Raw genomic sequence first — 19,454 nt, forward strand, 5'->3', positions numbered from 1 at the left:
GGCGCCTTTGCGAGGCTCTGCCTCGCGCTCCGGGATATTTTTGGCAAGAGGAAGGGGGGAGCGTCACGCATCCCCCCAAGGAAAAGGCGCAGTGCCCTTCCCCTTGCACGGCCATCGGCTTCCCAGCCTGTTCCGTATCTTCAAACTCGCCGCGAAAGGTTAAGTTTGTCTTTCCTCTTGCGAAAAATATCCCGGGGGAGCGCGAGGGGGCTGGCCCCCTCGCCCTGGTCGGATGGGCGCAGCCCATTCGATCCATTGTCATGCGCCCAGCGCCCTCAGCAGATCGCGGCTTATGATGTGGCGCTGGATCTCGGACGTCCCGTCCCAGATTCGTTCGACCCGCGCGTCACGCCAGAATCGTTCCATCGGGTAGTCATCCATCAGGCCCATGCCACCATGGATCTGGATCGCCGTGTCGGTCACCCGGGCCAGCATCTCCGAGGCATAGAGCTTTGCGCTGGCGATCTCGCGGTTGGCGGGCAACCCCTTGTCCAGCCGATCGGCGGCGGCAAGCGTCAGCAGGTCGGCGGCATCGATCTCGGTAATCATGTCGGCGATCTGGAAGCTGACGCCCTGGAACTTGCCGATCTTCTGGCCGAACTGTTCGCGCTCGGCCGCATAGGTCAGCGCATAGTCGAAGGCCCGTCGCGCACGCCCCACGGACATCGCTGCGACGGTGATCCGGGTAGCGTATAACCATGTGTTCATGACCTCGAACCCGCCATCGACCTCGCCCAGAACCTGTGCATCGGGCAGGCGGCAATCGTCGAATTCGAGGATCATGTTCTTGTACCCGCGGTGACTGACGGATTTATAGCCGTCGCGGATCGTGAAGCCGGGGGCACCCCTGTCAACGAGAAAGGCGGTGATCCGCTTTTTCGGACCCTTTGGTGTCATGTCCTCGCCCGTGGCGATGAAGACGATGACGAAGTCGGCATGTTCCGCACCCGAGATGAAATGCTTGGTGCCGTTCACCACCCAGTCACCGCCATCGCGGACAGCCGCGCATTTCATGCCTCTCACGTCCGACCCTGCGCCCGGTTCGGTCATGGCCAGGGCGTCCATCTTCTCGCCGCGCACTGCAGGCATGAGGTAGCGCTCCACCTGTTCCCCTTCGCAGGCCATCAGGATGTTCTGCGGCCGACCAAAGAAATGGTTGAGCGCCATCGAACCGCGCCCAAGCTCGCGTTCAACAAGCGCAAACTCCAGGTGGTTCAGACCGGCGCAGCCGACGCTTTCGGGAAAGTTGCAGGCATAGAAACCCAGCTCCAGCGTCTTGCGCTTGATCTCCTGCGCAATCTCGTGGGGGACTTCTCCGGTGCGTTCCACCAGCTCCTCGTGCGGGTAAATCTCGTTCTCGACGAAGCTCCGCACCGTCGCGGCGATCATTTCCTGTTCTTCGTTCAGCCCGTATTGCATCGCCGATCCTTCCCCCGTTTCGCGGTGATGGTGGCGGGGCTTGCCGATGACATCATGCAGGATTATCCCTCGAACATGCGGAAATGGACAAAATCGCCCGCTGCGACGCAGCATTTCGGTGTGCTTCTATTCGAGGGGTTCTCGAACCATTGCCTTGCCAACACGGTGGAGCCGCTGCGTGCTGCCAATTCTCTATCGGGAAAGGATCTGTACAGATGGCAGATCCTGGGGCTCGAGTCCGCGCCGGTCACCTCTTCCTCGGGGCTTGCCGTCACCCCGCAAGAACGGCTTGGACACGCGCGGGGGGACATGCTGATGGTGATGCCCTCCTATGGGTTCCGGGACCACGTGGGCTGGGCCGTGCAAACCGGGCTGCGCGCGGCCGCAAGCCGGTTCCAGGTGATGACCGGGCTAGACACGGGCAGCTGGCTGATGGCCGAGGCGGGGCTGCTGGACGGGTATCGGGCGACCATACATTGGGAAGAGATCACCGGGTTCGCCGAACGGTTTCCGCAGGTCGACGCCGTGCGCGAGCGCCATGTGACCGATCGGGATAGGATAACCTGTTCCGGTGCGATGGCGGCCTTTGACATGGTGCTGGAGTTTATCGCGCGTGATCACGGGCAGGCGCTGGCGCTGGAGGTGGCGCAACTTTTCATGACACGCGATTCAGCCCGGTCGCATGGCGGGCTTGCCGGATCACGCAGTTCGACTGTGAACAGGGCGCTGGCCCTGATGCAGGAGCACCTCGAAGACCCACTGCCAATTCCGGATATCGCGCGGCGGGTGGGACGGACCCAAAAGGCGCTCGAGGCCCGGATGCGTGCCGACCTGGGGGCCGGGCCGGCGGTGGTCTACCGAAGGATGCGGCTGAACCTGGCCCGCAAGCTGGCAAGCGAGACGTCCCTGCCCGTGTCCGAAATCGCTCTGCGCACGGGATATGCCGATGCAAGCGCTATGACCCGCGCCTTCCGGGCCGAGTTCGGCCTGTCGCCCAGCGCGCTGCGCCGGGCCGGGGACTGACCGCAGCGCGTCAGCGCTGCCCGGCCCAACGGCCGGGGGCGCATCTGCGATGCGTCCGCGGCGGGCGGGAGCACTCCGCTACTGGGCGTAGGTGGAACCTTCCTCGTCGAGGATGGCCTTGAGCTCGGCCAGGTGGCGTTCGTCCTGTTCGGGATACTCTTCCAGCTCGCGGGCGGTCTTTTCGGCCACCGCATCGCTCAGAAGGCGCAGTTTCTGCCCGGTCTGAAGCGCGCGGATATAGGTTTCGGCCGCACGTTCGAAATAATAGAGCCGGTTGAAGGTTTCGGCGACGGTCTGTCCGATCACCATGACGCCGTGATTGCCCATGATCAGCACCTTCTTGGCCGGATCGGCGAGCAGCTTGGCGCAGCGCTGCGCCTCTTCCTCGAAGGCGAGGCCGCCATATTCCTCGTCGATCACGTGCCGGTTGAAGAACATGGCCGAGTTCTGGTCGACCGGCGGCAGGTGTGAGTCGGCGAGAGAGGCCAGAACCGTCGCGTGGATCGAATGCACGTGCATCGCGCAGCGCGCATGCGGGCAGAGCCGGTGGAGCGTGCCGTGCAGGCCCCACGCGGTGGGATCCGGCGCATCGGGCGCTTCCATCGTCGACGGGTCGTTGGCGTCGAGCAGCAACAGGTCCGAGGCGCGGATACGGGCGAAATGCATCTGGTTGGGGTTCATCAGAAAGCGCGTGCCATCCTCGTTGACCGCAAGGCTGAAATGATTGGCCACACCCTCATGCATGTCGAGCCGTGCGGTCCAGCGGAAGGCGGCGGCAAGATCGACACGCTCTTGCCAGTGCTCGATATTGGGTAGCGGGGTTACGGCACGCATGTCTTTCTCCTCTGCTTGGGCGAAACGTATTCCGGTCGTGCGATCGGAGTCGCGGACAGACTGCCCGGCGTTGCGCGTGAATGCTAGAGCCTCAGATCGCTTTCGCTGCGCGCGAACACCGCTTTCATGTCGAAAAACACGCCGGCACCCGCAGTCAGCGCCCTGATCCGCGGCGCGCCAAGCTCTACGAATTCGCGATGTGGCACGGCAAGGACGACAGCGTCGTAGTCTGAGCGCCCGGGCAGGTCTGTCAGGATGTCTTCGCCCAGCGCGGTGCGGGCTTCGTCGGGATCGACCCGTGTATCGCAGATCTCGACTTGCAGGTCGAAACCGCGCAGCACGTTGGCCATATCGACCACCTTGGTGTTGCGAATATCGGGGCAGTTTTCCTTGAAGGCAAGGCCGAGGATCAGCACCCTCGCGCCCTTGAGCGCCTTGCCGGTGCCGATCATCGCCTTGATCAGATGGTCGGCGGCGACGCGGGACATGCCGTCATTTATCTCGCGGCTGGTGCGCACGATGTCGGGGATATAGCCCGTCGCCATGGATTTATGCACGAGGTAATAGGGATCGACGCCGATACAGTGGCCGCCGACCAGTCCCGGGCTGAGCCGCATGAAGTTCCACTTGGTCGCCGCGGCGTCGAGCACGTCGCTGGTATCGATGTCGAGATGCGAAAAGACCATCGACAGCTCGTTGATCAGCGCGATCGACACGTCGCGCTGCACGTTCTCGATCACCTTGGCGGCCTCGGCCACCTTCATGCTGGTGGCCTTGAACGTGCCCGCGGTGATGATCGTGCGGTAGAGCGCATCGACGAGTTCGGCGATTTCGGGGGTCGAGCCGGACGTGACCTTGACGATGCTGGGCAAGGGGCGCGTCTTGTCGCCGGGATTGATGCGTTCGGGGCTGTAGCCGGCATAGAAGTCGTGATTGAACCGCAACCCCGAGGCCTGCTCGACCACCGGCAGGCAATCTTCCTCCGTCGCGCCGGGATAGACGGTGGATTCGTAGATCACGATCCCGCCGCGCGCGATGGCCTTGCCGACAGTGCGCGAGGCTGCGAGCAGCGGTGCGAGGTCAGGCTGGTGATGCGTATCGATGGGCGTCGGCACCGCGATGATGAAGGTGTTGCAGTCTTTCAGGTCCTCGGGATCCGAGGAAAACGAAAGCTGGCCGGCCTTGCGCAGGCTCTCTGGTTCGACCTCTCCGGTCGCATCGTGGCCGCCTTGCAGTGCGGCGATGCGCGACGGGTCGATATCAAAGCCCAGGGTGGGCCGGATACTGCCGAACTCCACCGCGAGCGGCAGGCCGACATAACCCAGCCCGATCACGGCAAGCCGGATCTCGGACAGGTCGGGGATGGGAGCGGGAGAGGTCATGGCATCGATCCTCGGGCGGCGGCTGCGGCCTGTCTACTGGTGGGCCGACCGGGTGGCAAGGCGGGCTCAGGCCTGCGGACGCAGGGCAAGCGCGATCCGCTGCGCGGCCTGCCCATCGCCATAAGGGTTGAGGGCGCGCGACATGGTCGCGTGTGCCTGCGGGTCGGTCAGCAGGCGCATCGCCTCGGCGTGTATCTTGGCCGGATCGGTCCCCACGAGACGCACGGTCCCGGCCTCGACCGCCTCGGGGCGTTCGGTCGTCTCGCGCATCACCAGAACCGGTATGCCAAGGCTGGGCGCCTCTTCCTGGACGCCGCCGGAATCGGTCAGGATCAGGTGGGCACGGCGCATCAGCCAGACGAAAGGCAGGTAATCCTGCGGTTCGATCAGGTGGATGCCCGGCTGTTCGCCGAGAAGGCGGTTCACCGGGTCCTGTACATTGGGGTTGAGGTGCACGGGATAGACCACCTGCGCCCCGCTGTCGCGCGCGATGCGGGCGATGGCGCTACAGATATCCGCGAAGCCCTGACCGAAATTCTCGCGCCGGTGGCCGGTGACAAGCACCATGCGGCGATCGGGGTCGAGAAAGGGAAACCGCGCCTGCATCTGCGCGTCGAGCGCAGGATCGGCATCGAACCGCGCGGTCACGTCGAGCAGGGCGTCGATGACGGTGTTGCCGGTGACGTGGATCGTGGCGTCATCGACATTCTCGGCCAGAAGCGCGCAGCGCGCGGTTTCAGTCGGTGCAAAATGCAGATCGGCAAGGCGCCCCACGACCGAGCGGTTCATCTCTTCGGGCCAGGGTGCGCGCAGGTTGCCGGTTCGCAGCCCGGCCTCGACATGGCCGACGGGAACCTGTGCGTAGAACCCGGCCAGCGCGGCGGCCATCGTCGTGGTGGTGTCGCCGTGGACAAGCAGCCTGTCGAACCGCTCGGTCGTCAGCACATCGCGCATCGCGACCAGGATCCGGGCGGTGACGTCGGTCAGATCCTGCCCCGGCTGCATGATGTCGAGGTCGATATCGGGCGTGATGGCAAACAGGTCGAGGACCTGGTCCAGCATGCTGCGATGCTGGGCGGTCACGCAGACGCGGGTATCGATCCCCGGGGTCTCGCGCAGGCGATGGATCACGGGGGCCATCTTGATGGCTTCGGGCCGGGTTCCGAATACGACCAGTGTCTTCACGCTTGCCCTTTCCCCATGCTGGCGGTGCATGCCCCCTGCCCTGCCTAGCCGCTTGGCACCGGAATGCAAGGCCGCCAGACAGTGTGGTGACACCGGGCGGCGAAATCGTGTATGGCATCCCGACGCACGGGCCGGGTGCGGAGCACTGCCGCGCGCAGCCCGCATGACATCATGGCCGCAAACGCAAGGACATCTGCTGCATGACTCGCAAGCTATTCGGAACCGACGGGGTGCGCGGACGCGCGAACGAGTTTCCGTTGACCGCCTCGACCATCCTGTCGCTGGCCTCGGCCGTGGGGCAATATTTCAACCGCGACCAGAAACGGCACCGGGTGGTGATCGGCAAGGATACGCGGCGGTCCTGCTACATGCTGGAAAACGCGATGACCGCGGGGTTCACAGCCGCCGGGCTGGACGTGTTCGCCCTGGGCCCGATTCCGACGCCGGGCGTGGGCCGGTTGACGCATTCGATGCGGGCCGATCTGGGCGTGATGATCTCGGCCTCGCACAACCCGCATTTCGACAACGGCATCAAGTTCTTCGGCCCCGACGGCTACAAGCTGGACGATGCGGCCGAGGCCGAGATCGAGGCGCTGATGATGCAGAACATCGCCCCGGTCGATGCGCTGCAGATCGGGCGGGTCACGCGTCTGAACGACTCCATCGGGCGCTATGTCGAATATGCCAAGACCACCGTATCTGACCGGGGCCGGCTGACCGGGCTGAAGGTGGTGCTGGATTGCGCCAACGGGGCCGCCTACAAGGTCGCGCCGCTTGTCCTGTGGGAGCTGGGGGCCGAGGTGATCCCCATCGGGGTCAACCCGAACGGCTACAACATCAACGAGGGCTGCGGCTCCACCCATCCGGAAAAGGCCGCGCAGGCGGTTCTGGACCACAAGGCCGATGTGGGGATCTGCCTGGATGGCGATGCCGACCGGATCATCATCATCGACGAGACCGGCGCGGTGGTCGATGGCGACCAGATCATGGCGCTGCTGGCGGCGGACTGGTCGCGCGCCGGGCGGCTGCGGCATAACACGCTGGTGGCAACCGTCATGTCCAACCTGGGGCTGGAACGGTACCTTGAGGGTCTGGGCGTCGCGATGCGCCGCACGCCGGTCGGCGACCGCTATGTCGTGGAGGTGATGCGCAAGGAGGGGTTCAACCTCGGCGGTGAGCAATCGGGCCATGTCGTCATGACCGATTACACCACCACGGGCGACGGGCTGGTCACCGGGCTGCAATTCCTCGCCATGCTCAAGGAAAGCGACAAACCGGCAAGCGCCCTGCTCAACGTGTTCGAAAAGGTACCGCAGATCTTGGAGAATGTCCGTTACGCGCAGGGAACCGCACCGCTGGAGAACCCCATCGTGCAGAAGGTGATCCAGGAGGGCGAGGCGCGGCTTGGCGATACCGGGCGGTTGCTCATCCGCAAGTCGGGGACCGAGCCGCTGATCCGCGTGATGGGCGAAAGCGAGGATAGCGAGCTGCTGGCCGAGGTGATCGCCGATATCGCGCAAAGCGTAGCGGAAGCCGGGTGACGCCGGGAACTGGCCGCAACGGTGGACATTTCGCCGTGAAACATCCTACTCGGAGACAGGGCGCGACGGTTGCGCCGGATCGGGGCATTGCATGAAGAAAGCACTTATCACGGGCATCACGGGGCAGGACGGCTCCTACCTGGCGGAATTCCTGCTGGAAAAGGGATACGAGGTGCATGGCATCAAGCGGCGCGCCTCGCTGTTCAACACCCAGCGGATCGACCACATCTACCAGGATCCGCACACCGATCACGCGCGGTTCCGGCTGCATTACGGCGACCTGACCGACAGTTCCAACCTGACCCGCATCATGCGCGAGGTGGAGCCTGACGAGGTCTATAACCTCGGCGCGCAAAGCCACGTGGCGGTCAGCTTCGAGTCGCCCGAATACACCGCCGATGTCGATGCGTTGGGCACCCTGCGCCTGCTGGAAGCGGTCCGTTTCCTTGGCCTGGAGAACAAGACACGGTTTTACCAGGCCTCGACCTCGGAGTTGTACGGGCTGGTGCAGGAGACGCCGCAGAAGGAAACGACGCCATTCTACCCGCGCTCGCCCTACGCGGTGGCAAAGCTCTACTCCTACTGGATCACGGTGAATTACCGCGAGGCTTACGGGATGTATGCCTGCAACGGCATCCTGTTCAACCACGAGAGCCCGCGCCGGGGCGAGACCTTTGTCACGCGCAAGATCACGCGTGGGCTGGCCAATATCGCGCAGGGGCTGGAGCCGTGCCTCTACATGGGCAATATCGACGCGCTGCGCGACTGGGGCCATGCCAAGGATTACGTGCGCATGCAGTGGATGATGCTGCAACAGGAAAACCCCGAGGATTTCGTGATCGCCACGGGCAAGCAGTACTCGGTCCGCCAGTTCATCGACTGGTCCGCGCAGGAACTGGGCGTGACGCTGGAATTCTCGGGCGAGGGCGTCGAAGAGATCGCCACTGTTGCGGCAGTCGAGGGCGACAGGGCCCCTGCCCTGAAGCCCGGCGACGTGGTGATGCGGATCGACCCCCGCTATTTCCGCCCCGCCGAGGTCGAAACGCTACTGGGCGATCCGACCAAGGCCAAGCAGAAGCTGGGCTGGGAACCCGAGATCACCGTGCAGGAGATGTGCGCCGAGATGGTGCGCGACGACCTTGCCGCCGCGCGCCGCCACGCGCTGCTGAAAGAGCATGGCATGGACCTGCCCGTGTCGCTGGAGGGCTGAGCCATGCGTATCTACGTGGCGGGCCATCGCGGCATGGTGGGCGGCGCGATCCTGCGCCGGCTGGAGGCGCGGCGCGCGGCGGGCGAGGATCTGGCGCTGATCACCCGTACCCATGCCGAGCTGGACCTGACCGACCAGGCGCAGGTCGCGGATTTCATGGCCGAGGCGCGGCCTGACGTGGTGATCCTTGCCGCTGCCAAGGTGGGCGGCATTCACGCCAACAACACCTACCCGGCCGAATTCATCTATGAAAACCTGATGATCGAATGCAACGTGATCCACCAGGCCTATGCCGCTGGGGTCCGTCGCCTGCTGCAACTGGGATCAAGCTGCATCTATCCCCGCGCCGTGCCGCAGCCGATGCGCGAGGATGCGCTGCTGACGGGTGTTCTGGAACCCACGAACGAGCCTTATGCCATCGCCAAGATCGCGGGCATCAAGCTGTGCGAAAGCTACAATCGGCAATATGGCGTCGATTACCGCTCGGTCATGCCGACGAACCTTTACGGGCCGGGTGACAATTTCCACCCTGAGAACAGTCATGTCCTGCCGGCGCTGATCCGGCGGTTTCACGAAGCCGCGCGCGACGGGGCCGAGAGCGTGACGATCTGGGGCACCGGCACGCCCCGGCGCGAATTCCTGCATGTCGATGATATGGCCGAAGCGTCGCTTTTCGTTCTGGACCTCGATGCCGAGACCTATGCGGCCAACACGCAGCCGATGCTAAGCCATATCAACGTGGGCACGGGAGAGGATATCGCGATCCTGGACCTGGCGCACATGGTGGCCGAGGTCACCGGTTTTGCCGGGCAGATCGAGACCGACCCAAGCAAGCCCGACGGCACCATGCGCAAGCTGATGGATGTGAGCCGGCTGGCCGATATGGGCTGGAGCGCGCGGATCGGCCTGCGTGACGGTGTCGAGGAGACCTATCGCTGGTTCCTTGCCAACCAGGACAGTTTCCGCGCCTGACGGGTTTCAGACCGGGCTCAGGACCGGGCGTAGACGTCCTCGTACCGCACGATATCGTCCTCGCCCAGGTACGACCCGGTCTGTACCTCGATCAGAACCATGGGCACCTTGCCCGGGTTTTCCATCCTGTGCACCGATCCCAGTGGAATGTAGACGGATTCGTTTTCCGAGATCAGCCGCACCTCGTCATCGACGGTGACCTTGGCAGTGCCCGCGACCACGATCCAATGCTCGGACCGGTGGTGATGGCTTTGCAGGCTGAGCGCCGCGCCGGGATGCACGTGGATGCGCTTGACCTGGAAACGGTCGCCTATGGCAAGGCTTTCGAACCAGCCCCAGGGACGATGATCGACCGGCAGGCTTTCCGCTTGCACGGCGTGCTTGGCCTTGAGGGCAGTGACAGCCTGCTTGACGTCCTGCGCGCGGTCCATGCTGGCCACCAGTACGGCATCCTTCATCGCGACGGCAATCAGGTTCTCGACGCCAAGGCCCACAAGTTCCAGCTGCTCTGCCTCGGACCGCAAAAGGGAGTTGCGGCAATCGATGGCGGTGACCGAGCCGGAAGTGGCGACGCCATCTGCATCCGGATTGCCCAGTTCATGTACGGCAGACCAACTGCCGAGATCGGACCAGCCGCCGGAAAACGGAACGACGGACAGGTTGCCCGCCCTCTCCATCACCGCGTAGTCGATCGAGATATCCTCGGCCCCGGCCCAGCTTTCGGGATCGAGCCGCAGAAAGCCAAGATCGGGTTTCGCACGCTCGACCGCAGCGCGGACCGGCGCACATAGGGCGGAGGCATGCGCCTCGAACGCGGCAAGGATGTCGCGCACGGCGAACAGGAATATGCCCGAGTTCCACAGGTAGCTGCCATCGGCGAGCATCTGTTCGGCGGTCTGCATGTCGGGCTTTTCGACAAAGCGCCGAAGCGGTTGCGCGGCGCCCGAACCGTCGGGCCGTGTTTCGAGTTGCAGGTAGCCGTAACCGGTTTCCGGTCGATCGGGCGTGATGCCAAAGGTCACGAGGTCGCCGCGGGTGCGCACCGCCTCGATCCCGCGGGCAACGGCGGCGTGGAACGCCTGCGCGTCGGGCACGACGTGATCCGATGGTGCGACCAGCATGATCGCCTCGGGGTCGGTCGCATGGAGATGCAGCGCAGCGGCAAGGATCGCAGGCGCGGTATTGCGCCCCTCGGGTTCGATGAGGATGGGACCGGGGTCGATGCCGATGGCTGAAAGCTGCTCGGTCACGATGAAGCGGAAATCGGAATTGGTCAGCACCATGGGCGACCCGAACGCCAGATCCGCCGACTGGCGCATACGCTGAGCCGAGGCCTGGAACAGGGTCACATCGCCCACCAGCGGAACGAATTGCTTGGGATAGCTCTTGCGCGACAGCGGCCAGAGCCGCGTTCCGGACCCGCCGCACAGAATGACCGGAACGATCTGCGTCATCTCTCTCCTCGCTGCTGTCGCATGCCGCGCCCATCGGTGCGGTTCGGGACCATCTATCCGGGAAGGCATCGGAAAAGGGAACGCCTGAAATGCGGACAGGCCCGCACTGGGGCGAGCCTGTCACAGTATTCTACATGACCGCAGGTCGTTTACGTCCGGGTCGGGACGATTACGGGCTGGTGGTCGTGGTGGTGGTCGAGTCGTCGTCACCCAGCGCGATGGCGAGGAAGACAACCGCAACTGCGCCTGCGACTGCGGCCTGGTTCAGGCCGGTGCCGCCCAGAACTGCGGGAGTGGCAACGTTGCCGGCATAGGCCGGGTTCACGGTGCCGGGTACGCAGACAACCTTGAGACGACCGTCTTCCAGGTACTCTGCATCCGTTACGTCGCAAATGTTACGTTCACGCGCATCGTCGATGGCCGCAGCATAGGACACGGCGGGAACAAATGCTGCGCAGGTGGCGATCGCTGCAATTACTTTTTTCATATCAAACCCCTTTCGACGGAAGTTGCTCGGCTTGTAGACCAGATCATAGCCCGTTTCAATCAATGATATAGCCTTCTATCTCACCTTGCGGCACTTTTTTGCCATTGGCACACAAACATTATTGGTTGGTCAGGCGACGGAATCGCATGTAGCCGATGCCCGGACCGGCCCATTGGCGCGACTGCCAGACCAGGCCCGCAGCGTTATCGACCCAATAATCGTTGGCGAAATTGCCTGTCGCGCCCTCGCATGTCTGACGCAGATGGCGCGTCGCGTGGCGGCGTTGCACGATCACGATCGTCTCGGGGCCCAGATCTTCGAGTTCGCAGGCGAATGTCATCTGCCGCGAATCATACAGGGCTGTGCGAATGAACTGCACATGCTCGCCACCGCTTGCCGGGCCGGGCCTTGCGCCCTGCGCCTGCACGCGACTCGACAGCAGGTCGTCGCCGAGGCCACGGGTGCTGATCAGGATGTCGTTGCGCATGGTGAGCGTCACGTTGTCATCTGTGCGCCAGACGCGGAGTCGACCCGGATGGTCGTCGGTCAGCTCGGCGTTGACGAAGAGATAGGCCAGTATGTCGCGTCGTTCGATGCTGGCCTCGAGGAATGACCCCTCGAGCGGGTCGAGATCGGCCCTGCGCAGCGGCGGACGCTCGACCGGTTCGCCCTGTGCCAGTCGCGCGCGAATCACGTCACGGGTGGAATTGAACACCTCGAGCTGGAGCGGCGACTCCTCGGTACCGCTGGCGCAGGCCGACAGCAGCAGCACGGCACCCATCAGAAATCGGCGAATCATTCCCAGAACCCCGCCCATTGATCGTCCATCGCCTTGCGATGCGCGCCGCGGACCTGGTCGTAGAGCCGCCCAGGTACATGCATGCGCGCCCCGCCGTCACGCTGGATCGGCCGGATCGTTGTGCCCTGCGACTTGCGGCTGGGCTGTCCGGTGAAGAAGCTGAGCGGGATCGAGAACCGGATGCCCTTGTCAAAGGAACCTTCCCCGAACTCGGTCGAGCTGGCCGTCGTCTGGGTAAAGAACCCCCCAACGCTCCATCCGTTGGCAAAGACGCGGTCGACGGAAACCGTCACACCGTAATCCCCGGCGAGGTAGCGCCCGACATCGACCTGGCCGTAAATGCCGTTGTCGAAATCCATATAGGCAGAGGCGTGGCCCGTAACGATGCTGTAATCCTGAAAACCGAGCATCTGGTCATAGTCGCGCTTCATCGCGTAATTGACCTCGACCCCCAGCCCAAGCTGGCTGTTGACCGGCTTCCACAACAGTTCGGTGGATAGGCCGCCATAGCCATATTCGAAGTAACCCGCCGAAACCCGCGCATAAAGGTCGTCATCGGGCTTCCAGTAGCGGGCGACATAGAGCTGGTTGATCGTGGTGCTGTACTGCGCATAGAGCGCCTGATCGGTACGGACGGGGGGCAGCAGCGAGGGCGAGGTCCGCCCGTTTTCGAGGTTCCCCGCGATCCGCTGCCGCAAGGCACCCGAGATGACCCAGCCCGGCGCGGGTTTGTAGGTGGCGCTTGCCTCGACCCCGACATCGATCAGGAAGGGTTGAGTCGGGTCGAAATAGGCGGGAGAGAAATAGGGGGCGATGGCCCAGCTGAAATCGGGATAGAGGTTTTCGTTGACCTGCGCGGTTGCAGAAGGCGCACCGGCGTTGGTTATTCCGGCCACGGACAGGATCGCATCGTTGTTGTCGGGTGCGAATTCCAGCGCTTCGAGGTCAGACCGGCGAATGGTCACGGCCGACAGGGCCATCCCGCGTTCGACCGGCACGATCCGGAAAGTTTCGATCGACCCCGGTAGCGCCCGCGCCATGGCCCGGGCAACGCGGCCCACCGCGATCGGGTAGGTGTTGTAGCGGGTGTTGCGGAAGCGCACTTCGGCGGCATAGGGCTCAAGCGCGAGGCTCTGCAGAATCAACCCGTCCGGTTCGAGGAGCGCAGCGATGTTCTGCTGCAACGCCGAAGGCGCGCTGGCACTCTCGGTCCAGGCAAGGGTCCAGACCTCGGGCGCCTCGGCACGGCTGGGCCGGGGCTGGATCGGCTGGGGCGCGGAAACCCGCATCGGCGTGATCGGACGCGACGGGTTGAGCTGGAACTGCGCCGACACGCCGATTTCAGAGCCGTACATGTAATAGGCGCCAAGACGGGTGGTTCTCGTCCACTGGTACTCGACCCCGAAGTTGACCGGCGATTTCTTGTCGAAGACGCTCGTGGTCTGGGTCTCGGTCACGTAATCGTCCGAGGAATATTCGAGCTTGAAGGCCCATTGCTCGTTGGCCTGCCATTCGAGCCCGCCGAAAAGTGCGAAAGGCCCGCGAAACCACTGGTCATAGGACAGCTGGCCGCCCGTGTTGCTGGGGTCGAAGGGCGGGCGTGTCCCGTAGGACGCGATGGAGTTGTAGCTGCCGAGCCTTCCCCACCCGACACCCGCCGTGACCTTGAGCCGTCCGGGCAGTCGCGAAGTGCCCAATGGAGGCGTCTCGAAGTTCTTGGTCGCCACGATGTATTCCGCGGCATAGATGCCGGTGCCCGCGAAGTCCTGCAGGCCGAGTGTGATCTCGGGCAGGTTGCGCCTTTCCTTCAGCAGGCGGAACCTGACATCGAACCCACGGTCGTAATAGGTCGGGAAACCGCCGAGGTTCCAGTTCCTGATCGAGTTGTAGCGAAAGCTGGCGGACAGCCAAGGAAGCGCCTGAAAGGTCAGGGTATAACGGCCCTGCCCGCCGAAATAGGACACGGTGGTGGCGAATTGTCCGTCCGGCATCATCTCGGCCGTGGGCATGTCGATCAGGCCGGGCGAGCCGTAGAAGTTCAGGCTGGGTTCGGGGATGATCCGAAAGCTGGGTTCCTCGAAATCGGCGGTGCGCTGCGCGGCTGCGTTGAGCCCGGCGTTTTCCTGCGCCACCACGGCCCCCGCAGGCAGCAGGATCGCCGCCATCACCACGCCCAGGTGCCGGTGCGCTGTCTTTCTGGCGTGTCGAGAGATCACCCGTTCCTGTCCTCGTCTTTTCACGGCGCCATCATGCGCGGCGCCCTGTGGCGGTTAGACCATGTCGGATGGCTGACGATCAATCGGCAATTGCACAAGGGGCGGATTTTGTCCTGCCGGACGACGCGCGCGCCACATGCAAGCGGGCGATCAGGAGAGCTTGCGCGCTTCTTCGCTGGCGGCAAAGCCCTCGACCCAGCGCCGGATCACGCCGCGCGCGGCATCCTCGTCGCTGGCGGCAAGCGCATGGCGCAGTCCGCGCAGGGCGGATGCCACCTCGATCTCGGACAGGTGGCTTTCTTCGGCGCAAAAGATCTTCTGGTGACGGGTGCCGATCAGCGTGTCGTTGAGCGTCAGCTCTTCTTCGAGCTTTTCGCCCGGGCGCAGGCCAATCACCTCGATCTCGATATCGCCTTCGGGATGCTCGGCGTCACGCACGGTATAACCGGCCTTTTCGATGACCTGCCGGGCAAGTTGGATGATCGGGATGGGCTCGCCCATGTCGAGAACGAACACCTCGCCGCCGCGCGCCTCGGCACCGGCCCGCAGGACAAGCTGCACCGCCTCGCGGATCGTCATGAAATAGCGCTTCACGTTGCGGTCGGTCACGGTGACCGGCCCGCCGCGGCTGATCTGGTCCTGAAAGAGCGGCACGACCGAGCCACTTGACCCAAGGACATTGCCGAACCGTACCATGGCAAAGATCGTCGCGGGATGGCGTGTCGACAGGTCCTGCACAACGAGTTCCGCCATCCGCTTGCTGGCACCCATCACGTTTGTCGGGCGCACGGCCTTGTCCGACGACACCAGAAGGAAGCGCTCCACCTGCAGCTCGGCAGCCTCGCGCGCCAGTGTCTGCGTTCCAAAGACGTTGTTGGCAAGGCCGGCAAGCGGGTTCGATTCGACCAGCGGCACATGCTTGTAAGCCGCGGCGTGCAGAACGACCTGCACCTCGTGATCGGTAAGCACCTTGCGCACCTGGCGAGCATCCGTGACCGAACCGAGCACCGGCACCAGTTCGATATCCGAGCATTCGGTCATCTGCATCAGGTCCTGATAGACCGTGTAGAGCGCAAGCTCGCTCAGCTCATACAGCACCAGGCGGGACGGGCGGCATGCAAGGATCTGGCGGCAGAGTTCGGACCCGATCGAACCACCCGCACCCGAGACCAGCACGTTGCGGCCGACGTAACACTCGCAGCTTTGCGCCAGTTCCATGTCGCAGGCCGCGCGGCCGAGGAAGTTCTGCGGGCCGACTGGCGTCAGCTTGTCGACCAGGGCCTCTTCGCCGATCAGCTGCGCGAAAGAAGGAAGGATCTGCACCTCGAGCCCAAGCTTTTGAAGGCGGGCCGTGACCTTTGCCTGCACCGGCTGCGATTGCGAAGGCATTGCCAGCAGCACGCGGTTGATGTCGCGTGCCTTCACGATTTCTTCGATCCGGGCGGGCGGAAAGACCGGCAGGCCAAACAGGTTCATGCCCTGCAAAGAGGTGTTGTCGTCGACAAAGGCCACCGGCTCGATCGATTCATGCGCCTTGAGCGCCTGCGCCAGTTGTGTTCCCGTGGTTCCGGCGCCGTAGATCAGCACGCGGCGACGCGGCAGCATCCGGCGGTAGGCCGCCATCACGACCTGGAACAGCACGACCCGCGTCGCGACCAGCGCCAGGAAATAGCTGATCCCGAACATCACATGCGTACCGGGCGGCAGGTCGACGCCCATCGTCTGCGTCATCAGCGCCGAACTTCCGGCCAGCAGCAGTGAAAGAACCGCGGTCAAACCCGCGGCGTGGCGTTCGTAGGCCATCAACTGGATGTAAGGCAGGCCCAGCCAGAGCGAGAGACCCGCAGCGACGGCCATCAGGTAGGGAAGAATGGGAAGAACCGAGATCAGGGTGTCGAGCGGCGATGTCGGCAACGACTGCAACATGTACGTGAACAGGAGCGCCGCCGGTATCAGGGCCAGATCGATCGCAAGAAAAACATAAGCCTTCTGCGTGCGCGACCATGAGCTGATCAACTTGAACATGCGGGTCGAAGCCCCCTAAAAATTTCTTTGCCGCCCCCGGAATTGGAGGCTCGCCCGATGCCTCGCCGCTTTGCGACTATCTTTTTGAGGCATGACTGGCCAACAATCACTTGACCCAAAAGCCTTTTCTCGACTTCTACTGCATTATTTCAATTCTGCAAAATGCTGTGTGGCAAGATTACGCTGATAATCGCCCGGACCCTATGACGCATGCTGTATCTTGAGGAAAAAACCGTTCGCACGCCAACATGTTGATTCACCTTTTCCGGGCCATGACGGGCCTAAGCGCGCCACAAGGCCCGGAAAACAGGGAGAATCACCCTGCGTCACTCAGCCGCTTTTGCGGCCGTCTGTGACAGGCTCTCGATGTACTGGCTCAGGTCGTCGCGCAACTCTTCGCGCGCAAGGGCGAAGGCAACCGTCGCCCGCAGGAAGCCCGACTTGGACCCGCAGTCGAAACGCTGCCCTTCGAACCGGTAGCCATAGACCGGATTATCGGTGCCGATATCCTCGGCGATGGCATCGGTCAGCTGGATCTCTCCGCCGGCGCCGGACTTCATCTTGTGCAGGTTGCGCAGGATGGACGGGCTGAGAATGTAGCGCCCGATCACGGCAAGGTTCGACGGCGCATCCTCGGGCTTGGGCTTTTCGACCATGCCCTTGACCTTGACGCAGCTGCCCATGTCCTCTTCGACGTCGAGAACGCCATAGGCGCTGGTCTTTTCGGTTGGTACTTCCATCGCGGCGACCATGTTGCCACCGGTTTCGGCATAGGCCTCGACCATCTGTTGCAGGCAGGGCTTTTCGGCCGCGATCACGTCATCTGGAAGGATCACCGCGAACGGCTCGTTCGAAGCGATGAGGCGTCGCGCACACCACACGGCATGCCCCAGCCCGAGGGCCCGGTGCTGCCGGATATACGCAATGGCACCGCTTTCCATGTTGGTGGATTTCAGCGTCTCGAGCAGCTTGTCCTTGCCCTTTTTCTTCAGCTCCTGCTCAAGGATCGGGTTGTGGTCGAAGTAATCCTCGAGAGCGGACTTGCCGCGCGACGTGACGAAGAGGAACTCCTTGATCCCGGCCGCGCGCGCCTCGTCGATCGCGTATTGCACGAGGGGACGGTCGACGAGCGTCATGATCTCCTTGGGAACGGATTTCGTCGCCGGCAGGAACCGCGTCCCCAGCCCCGCGACAGGAAAAATCGCCTTCGTCACTTTGCGTGTCATCGCTTGCCCTCAAAATTATCGTTATTGGGCAATACTGCCCGAGTAATCTTAACCCGCTATTAGGGCCGAACCCTGACGCGGATCAACAACCGAAACGTTCGTGCAGTCCGCGCAGTTTCATCTATGCCACGTTTTCACCCCCGCCGCAGCAGGTTGCCGACGGTTTGGAAAACAAGATCGAAATCATAGCATATGTTGCGCTCGCGCTGATAAATCAGGTCGAGCCGGGCCTTTGCCGGAACGCAGATCCGGCAATAGACGTCATCCGTTTCGCGGGGCGTTTCGCATCGTGACAGCAGCGCCGCCTCGTGCCGGTGATAGACGATTGAAGCGAGCCCCGTCACGCCGGGACGCGACCGAAGCACCCTGCCGTAGATCTCGGGAAACCGTTCAACATATTGCCGCAGGGGCGGTCGCGGGCCGACGAAACTCAGGTCGCCGCGGATGATGTTCCAGAGCTGGGGCAGCTCGTCCAGCCGCTTGGAACGCAGCCATGCGCCCGCCGGGGTGATCCGCGCGGCCTTGTCACCGCCCGACACGCCAGAATCCTGGGAAACGACCGTCATCGTGCGGAATTTCCACAGCATGAAGGGCTCATCGATCCCCTTCATGCGTTCAGCGACATAAAATATCGGCCTGCCCTGCTTGATCAGCAGCCACAGGATCAAGCCGAGGATGACGGGCCAGAGAAGTGCCACCAGCAGCAGCGCGAAGAAAAGATCGAGGAGCCTTTTGCCGATTGTCACGCCTGCCAGTCCTGCCATTCCCGTACCAGAGTAGCGGGCAGGTTAGCCGAGGGATCGAGCCGGGTGAAGGTGCCAAGCGCGCGCGTCGACAGCTCGACGACCTCGATGGCGCTGTCCGGGGCAGGTCGTGGCGTCCATTCAAGCCCCGCGGCGTCCAGCAGGGCGCCCATCTCGACTACGCCGGGCAGCGCGACATTCAGCGCAGGCGGCAGGTCGCGGCGTGCGACGAGATCGCCAAGGATGCGCGCAAGGCTTGCCGGCCCCACATAGCTGCGCCGGGGCGTGCGCCCATCGGCAAACCGGTCGAGCATGAAGCCGGGGCGCCAGCCACCAAGAATGGCATCACACCCCGCGACATTTCCGATACGCAACGAGGTGACGCGGACACCGATTTGATCGGCGAGCCGGGCGGCGACTTCCTCCATCCGGGCCTTCGCACGGCCATAGTCCGACAATGGCCGAAGGGGCACCCCTTCATCCAGGACACCGCCCGCCGCCCCGTAGACCGCAGCCGAAGAGGCCAGAAGGACCGGCCCGCCGCCGCCCTCGCCAGCGGCCCGGATTGCGACCTCGGCCAGTCGGACATGATCCTCGGGGTCTCCCTCACCACGTCCGGGAACCGGCCCAGCAAGGCACAGGACCGTGCGCCCCCGTACCGCACGGGCGAACTCGGCAGGCTCCGAAATCGGGTCGAAAACCTTGAAATCCGGGCCTGCGCCAATGCGCCGCGCCTGCCATGTGACCGGGCTGGGAAAGGCTCCTGCCGGCCAGAAGCTGCGCAAGACTCCGCCGATCCGCCCGGTCGCGCCCAAGACGAGGACCTGTGTTTTGGTCATCTATGCGGTATTCCTCTTCGGACCTTTTGGTTGACCGGCGGTGCTGCGCCGGTATTTTGCCACTAAAATAATCGTTCAAAACAAGACTTCACGCGGGAC

16 protein-coding genes are annotated in these 19,454 nt (G+C 63.6%); 4 read left to right on the top strand and 12 right to left on the bottom strand.

Going from position 1 to position 19,454, the window contains the following annotated elements; all coding sequences use genetic code 11:
- Nucleotides 1-258: 258 nt before the first annotated feature.
- Nucleotides 259-1,419, bottom strand: coding sequence for an acyl-CoA dehydrogenase family protein (locus ACFORG_RS02215; protein ID WP_386733738.1), 1,161 nt, complete (start codon nt 1,417-1,419; stop codon nt 259-261).
- Between the two features lie 54 nt (nt 1,420-1,473).
- Here ACFORG_RS02215 and ACFORG_RS02220 point away from each other — a divergent pair, with 54 nt between their 5' ends.
- On the top strand, nt 1,474-2,442 hold the full coding sequence (locus ACFORG_RS02220; RefSeq protein ID WP_386733739.1) for a GlxA family transcriptional regulator: 969 nt from the start codon (nt 1,474-1,476) through the stop codon (nt 2,440-2,442).
- A gap of 78 nt (nt 2,443-2,520) precedes the next feature.
- Here the strand turns inward: ACFORG_RS02220 and ACFORG_RS02225 are convergent, their stop codons facing one another.
- The 3 genes from ACFORG_RS02225 to wecB form a co-directional block, all read right to left on the bottom strand.
- Nucleotides 2,521-3,276, bottom strand: coding sequence for a class II aldolase and adducin N-terminal domain-containing protein (locus ACFORG_RS02225; RefSeq protein ID WP_386733740.1), 756 nt, complete (start codon nt 3,274-3,276; stop codon nt 2,521-2,523).
- Nucleotides 3,277-3,359: 83 nt separating this feature from the next.
- Nucleotides 3,360-4,658 carry a nucleotide sugar dehydrogenase gene (locus ACFORG_RS02230; RefSeq protein ID WP_386733741.1) on the bottom strand — a complete coding sequence of 433 codons (1,299 nt, stop codon included), beginning with the start codon at nt 4,656-4,658 and terminating at the stop codon, nt 3,360-3,362.
- A 66-nt stretch (nt 4,659-4,724) separates the two neighbouring features.
- Complete coding sequence (gene wecB / locus ACFORG_RS02235; RefSeq protein ID WP_386733742.1) at nt 4,725-5,843, bottom strand: non-hydrolyzing UDP-N-acetylglucosamine 2-epimerase; 1,119 nt, start codon at nt 5,841-5,843, stop codon at nt 4,725-4,727.
- A 200-nt stretch (nt 5,844-6,043) separates the two neighbouring features.
- On the opposite strand from wecB, the gene glmM reads away from it, so the two are divergent.
- The 3 genes from glmM to fcl all read left to right on the top strand — a co-directional run bounded on the left by glmM (nt 6,044) and on the right by fcl (nt 9,566).
- Nucleotides 6,044-7,384, top strand: a complete 1,341-nt coding sequence (glmM, locus tag ACFORG_RS02240) for a phosphoglucosamine mutase (RefSeq protein WP_386733743.1) — start codon at nt 6,044-6,046, stop codon at nt 7,382-7,384.
- 91 nt (nt 7,385-7,475) lie between these two features.
- Nucleotides 7,476-8,594 carry a GDP-mannose 4,6-dehydratase gene (gene gmd, locus ACFORG_RS02245; protein WP_386733744.1) on the top strand — a complete coding sequence of 373 codons (1,119 nt, stop codon included), beginning with the start codon at nt 7,476-7,478 and terminating at the stop codon, nt 8,592-8,594.
- Between the two features lie 3 nt (nt 8,595-8,597).
- Complete coding sequence (gene fcl, locus ACFORG_RS02250) at nt 8,598-9,566, top strand: GDP-L-fucose synthase (protein WP_386733745.1); 969 nt, start codon at nt 8,598-8,600, stop codon at nt 9,564-9,566.
- 17 nt (nt 9,567-9,583) lie between these two features.
- Here the strand turns inward: fcl and ACFORG_RS02255 are convergent, their stop codons facing one another.
- From ACFORG_RS02255 to ACFORG_RS02290, 8 genes are all read right to left on the bottom strand, one after another.
- The gene (locus tag ACFORG_RS02255; RefSeq protein WP_386733746.1) at nt 9,584-11,020 is read right to left on the bottom strand and encodes a mannose-1-phosphate guanylyltransferase/mannose-6-phosphate isomerase; all 1,437 of its coding nucleotides are present in this window, start codon (nt 11,018-11,020) and stop codon (nt 9,584-9,586) included.
- Between the two features lie 169 nt (nt 11,021-11,189).
- Nucleotides 11,190-11,507: a hypothetical protein gene (locus tag ACFORG_RS02260; RefSeq protein ID WP_386733747.1), complete on the bottom strand. Its 318-nt coding sequence runs from the start codon at nt 11,505-11,507 to the stop codon at nt 11,190-11,192.
- Between the two features lie 118 nt (nt 11,508-11,625).
- Nucleotides 11,626-12,306 carry a YjbF family lipoprotein gene (locus ACFORG_RS02265; RefSeq protein WP_386733748.1) on the bottom strand — a complete coding sequence of 227 codons (681 nt, stop codon included), beginning with the start codon at nt 12,304-12,306 and terminating at the stop codon, nt 11,626-11,628.
- Entirely contained in the window at nt 12,303-14,522 is a 2,220-nt protein-coding gene (locus ACFORG_RS02270; RefSeq protein WP_386733749.1) for a YjbH domain-containing protein, read from the bottom strand. Before ACFORG_RS02270 ends, ACFORG_RS02265 begins: the two co-directional genes overlap by 4 nt.
- 150 nt (nt 14,523-14,672) lie before the next feature.
- The gene (locus ACFORG_RS02275) at nt 14,673-16,547 is read right to left on the bottom strand and encodes a polysaccharide biosynthesis protein (protein WP_386733750.1); all 1,875 of its coding nucleotides are present in this window, start codon (nt 16,545-16,547) and stop codon (nt 14,673-14,675) included.
- A 326-nt stretch (nt 16,548-16,873) separates the two neighbouring features.
- Complete coding sequence (gene galU / locus ACFORG_RS02280) at nt 16,874-17,773, bottom strand: UTP--glucose-1-phosphate uridylyltransferase GalU (RefSeq protein WP_386733751.1); 900 nt, start codon at nt 17,771-17,773, stop codon at nt 16,874-16,876.
- Between the two features lie 134 nt (nt 17,774-17,907).
- Nucleotides 17,908-18,519: a sugar transferase gene (locus ACFORG_RS02285; protein WP_386733752.1), complete on the bottom strand. Its 612-nt coding sequence runs from the start codon at nt 18,517-18,519 to the stop codon at nt 17,908-17,910.
- Nucleotides 18,516-19,355, bottom strand: coding sequence for an NAD-dependent epimerase/dehydratase family protein (locus ACFORG_RS02290; protein WP_386733753.1), 840 nt, complete (start codon nt 19,353-19,355; stop codon nt 18,516-18,518). The genes ACFORG_RS02285 and ACFORG_RS02290 overlap by 4 nt, the downstream gene beginning before the upstream one ends.
- Nucleotides 19,356-19,454: the final 99 nt, after the last annotated feature.

This window comes from Lutimaribacter marinistellae (assembly GCF_042648365.1).
GTDB classification, from domain to species: domain Bacteria; phylum Pseudomonadota; class Alphaproteobacteria; order Rhodobacterales; family Rhodobacteraceae; genus Lutimaribacter_A; species Lutimaribacter_A marinistellae.

What these genes read in the sequence shown, in the direction of transcription:
- ACFORG_RS02275 (WP_386733750.1), bottom strand. Translation starts at nt 16,547, where the DNA reads ATGTTCAAGTTGATCAGCTCATGGTCGCGCACGCAGAAGGCTTATGTT.
- ACFORG_RS02220 (WP_386733739.1), top strand. Translation starts at nt 1,474, where the DNA reads ATGCAGGATTATCCCTCGAACATGCGGAAATGGACAAAATCGCCCGCT.
- ACFORG_RS02225 (WP_386733740.1), bottom strand. Translation starts at nt 3,276, where the DNA reads ATGCGTGCCGTAACCCCGCTACCCAATATCGAGCACTGGCAAGAGCGT.
- glmM (WP_386733743.1), top strand. Translation starts at nt 6,044, where the DNA reads ATGACTCGCAAGCTATTCGGAACCGACGGGGTGCGCGGACGCGCGAAC.
- ACFORG_RS02260 (WP_386733747.1), bottom strand. Translation starts at nt 11,507, where the DNA reads ATGAAAAAAGTAATTGCAGCGATCGCCACCTGCGCAGCATTTGTTCCC.
- ACFORG_RS02290 (WP_386733753.1), bottom strand. Translation starts at nt 19,355, where the DNA reads ATGACCAAAACACAGGTCCTCGTCTTGGGCGCGACCGGGCGGATCGGC.
- ACFORG_RS02215 (WP_386733738.1), bottom strand. Translation starts at nt 1,419, where the DNA reads ATGCAATACGGGCTGAACGAAGAACAGGAAATGATCGCCGCGACGGTG.
- galU (WP_386733751.1), bottom strand. Translation starts at nt 17,773, where the DNA reads ATGACACGCAAAGTGACGAAGGCGATTTTTCCTGTCGCGGGGCTGGGG.
- ACFORG_RS02255 (WP_386733746.1), bottom strand. Translation starts at nt 11,020, where the DNA reads ATGACGCAGATCGTTCCGGTCATTCTGTGCGGCGGGTCCGGAACGCGG.
- gmd (WP_386733744.1), top strand. Translation starts at nt 7,476, where the DNA reads ATGAAGAAAGCACTTATCACGGGCATCACGGGGCAGGACGGCTCCTAC.
- ACFORG_RS02230 (WP_386733741.1), bottom strand. Translation starts at nt 4,658, where the DNA reads ATGACCTCTCCCGCTCCCATCCCCGACCTGTCCGAGATCCGGCTTGCC.
- ACFORG_RS02265 (WP_386733748.1), bottom strand. Translation starts at nt 12,306, where the DNA reads ATGATTCGCCGATTTCTGATGGGTGCCGTGCTGCTGCTGTCGGCCTGC.
- fcl (WP_386733745.1), top strand. Translation starts at nt 8,598, where the DNA reads ATGCGTATCTACGTGGCGGGCCATCGCGGCATGGTGGGCGGCGCGATC.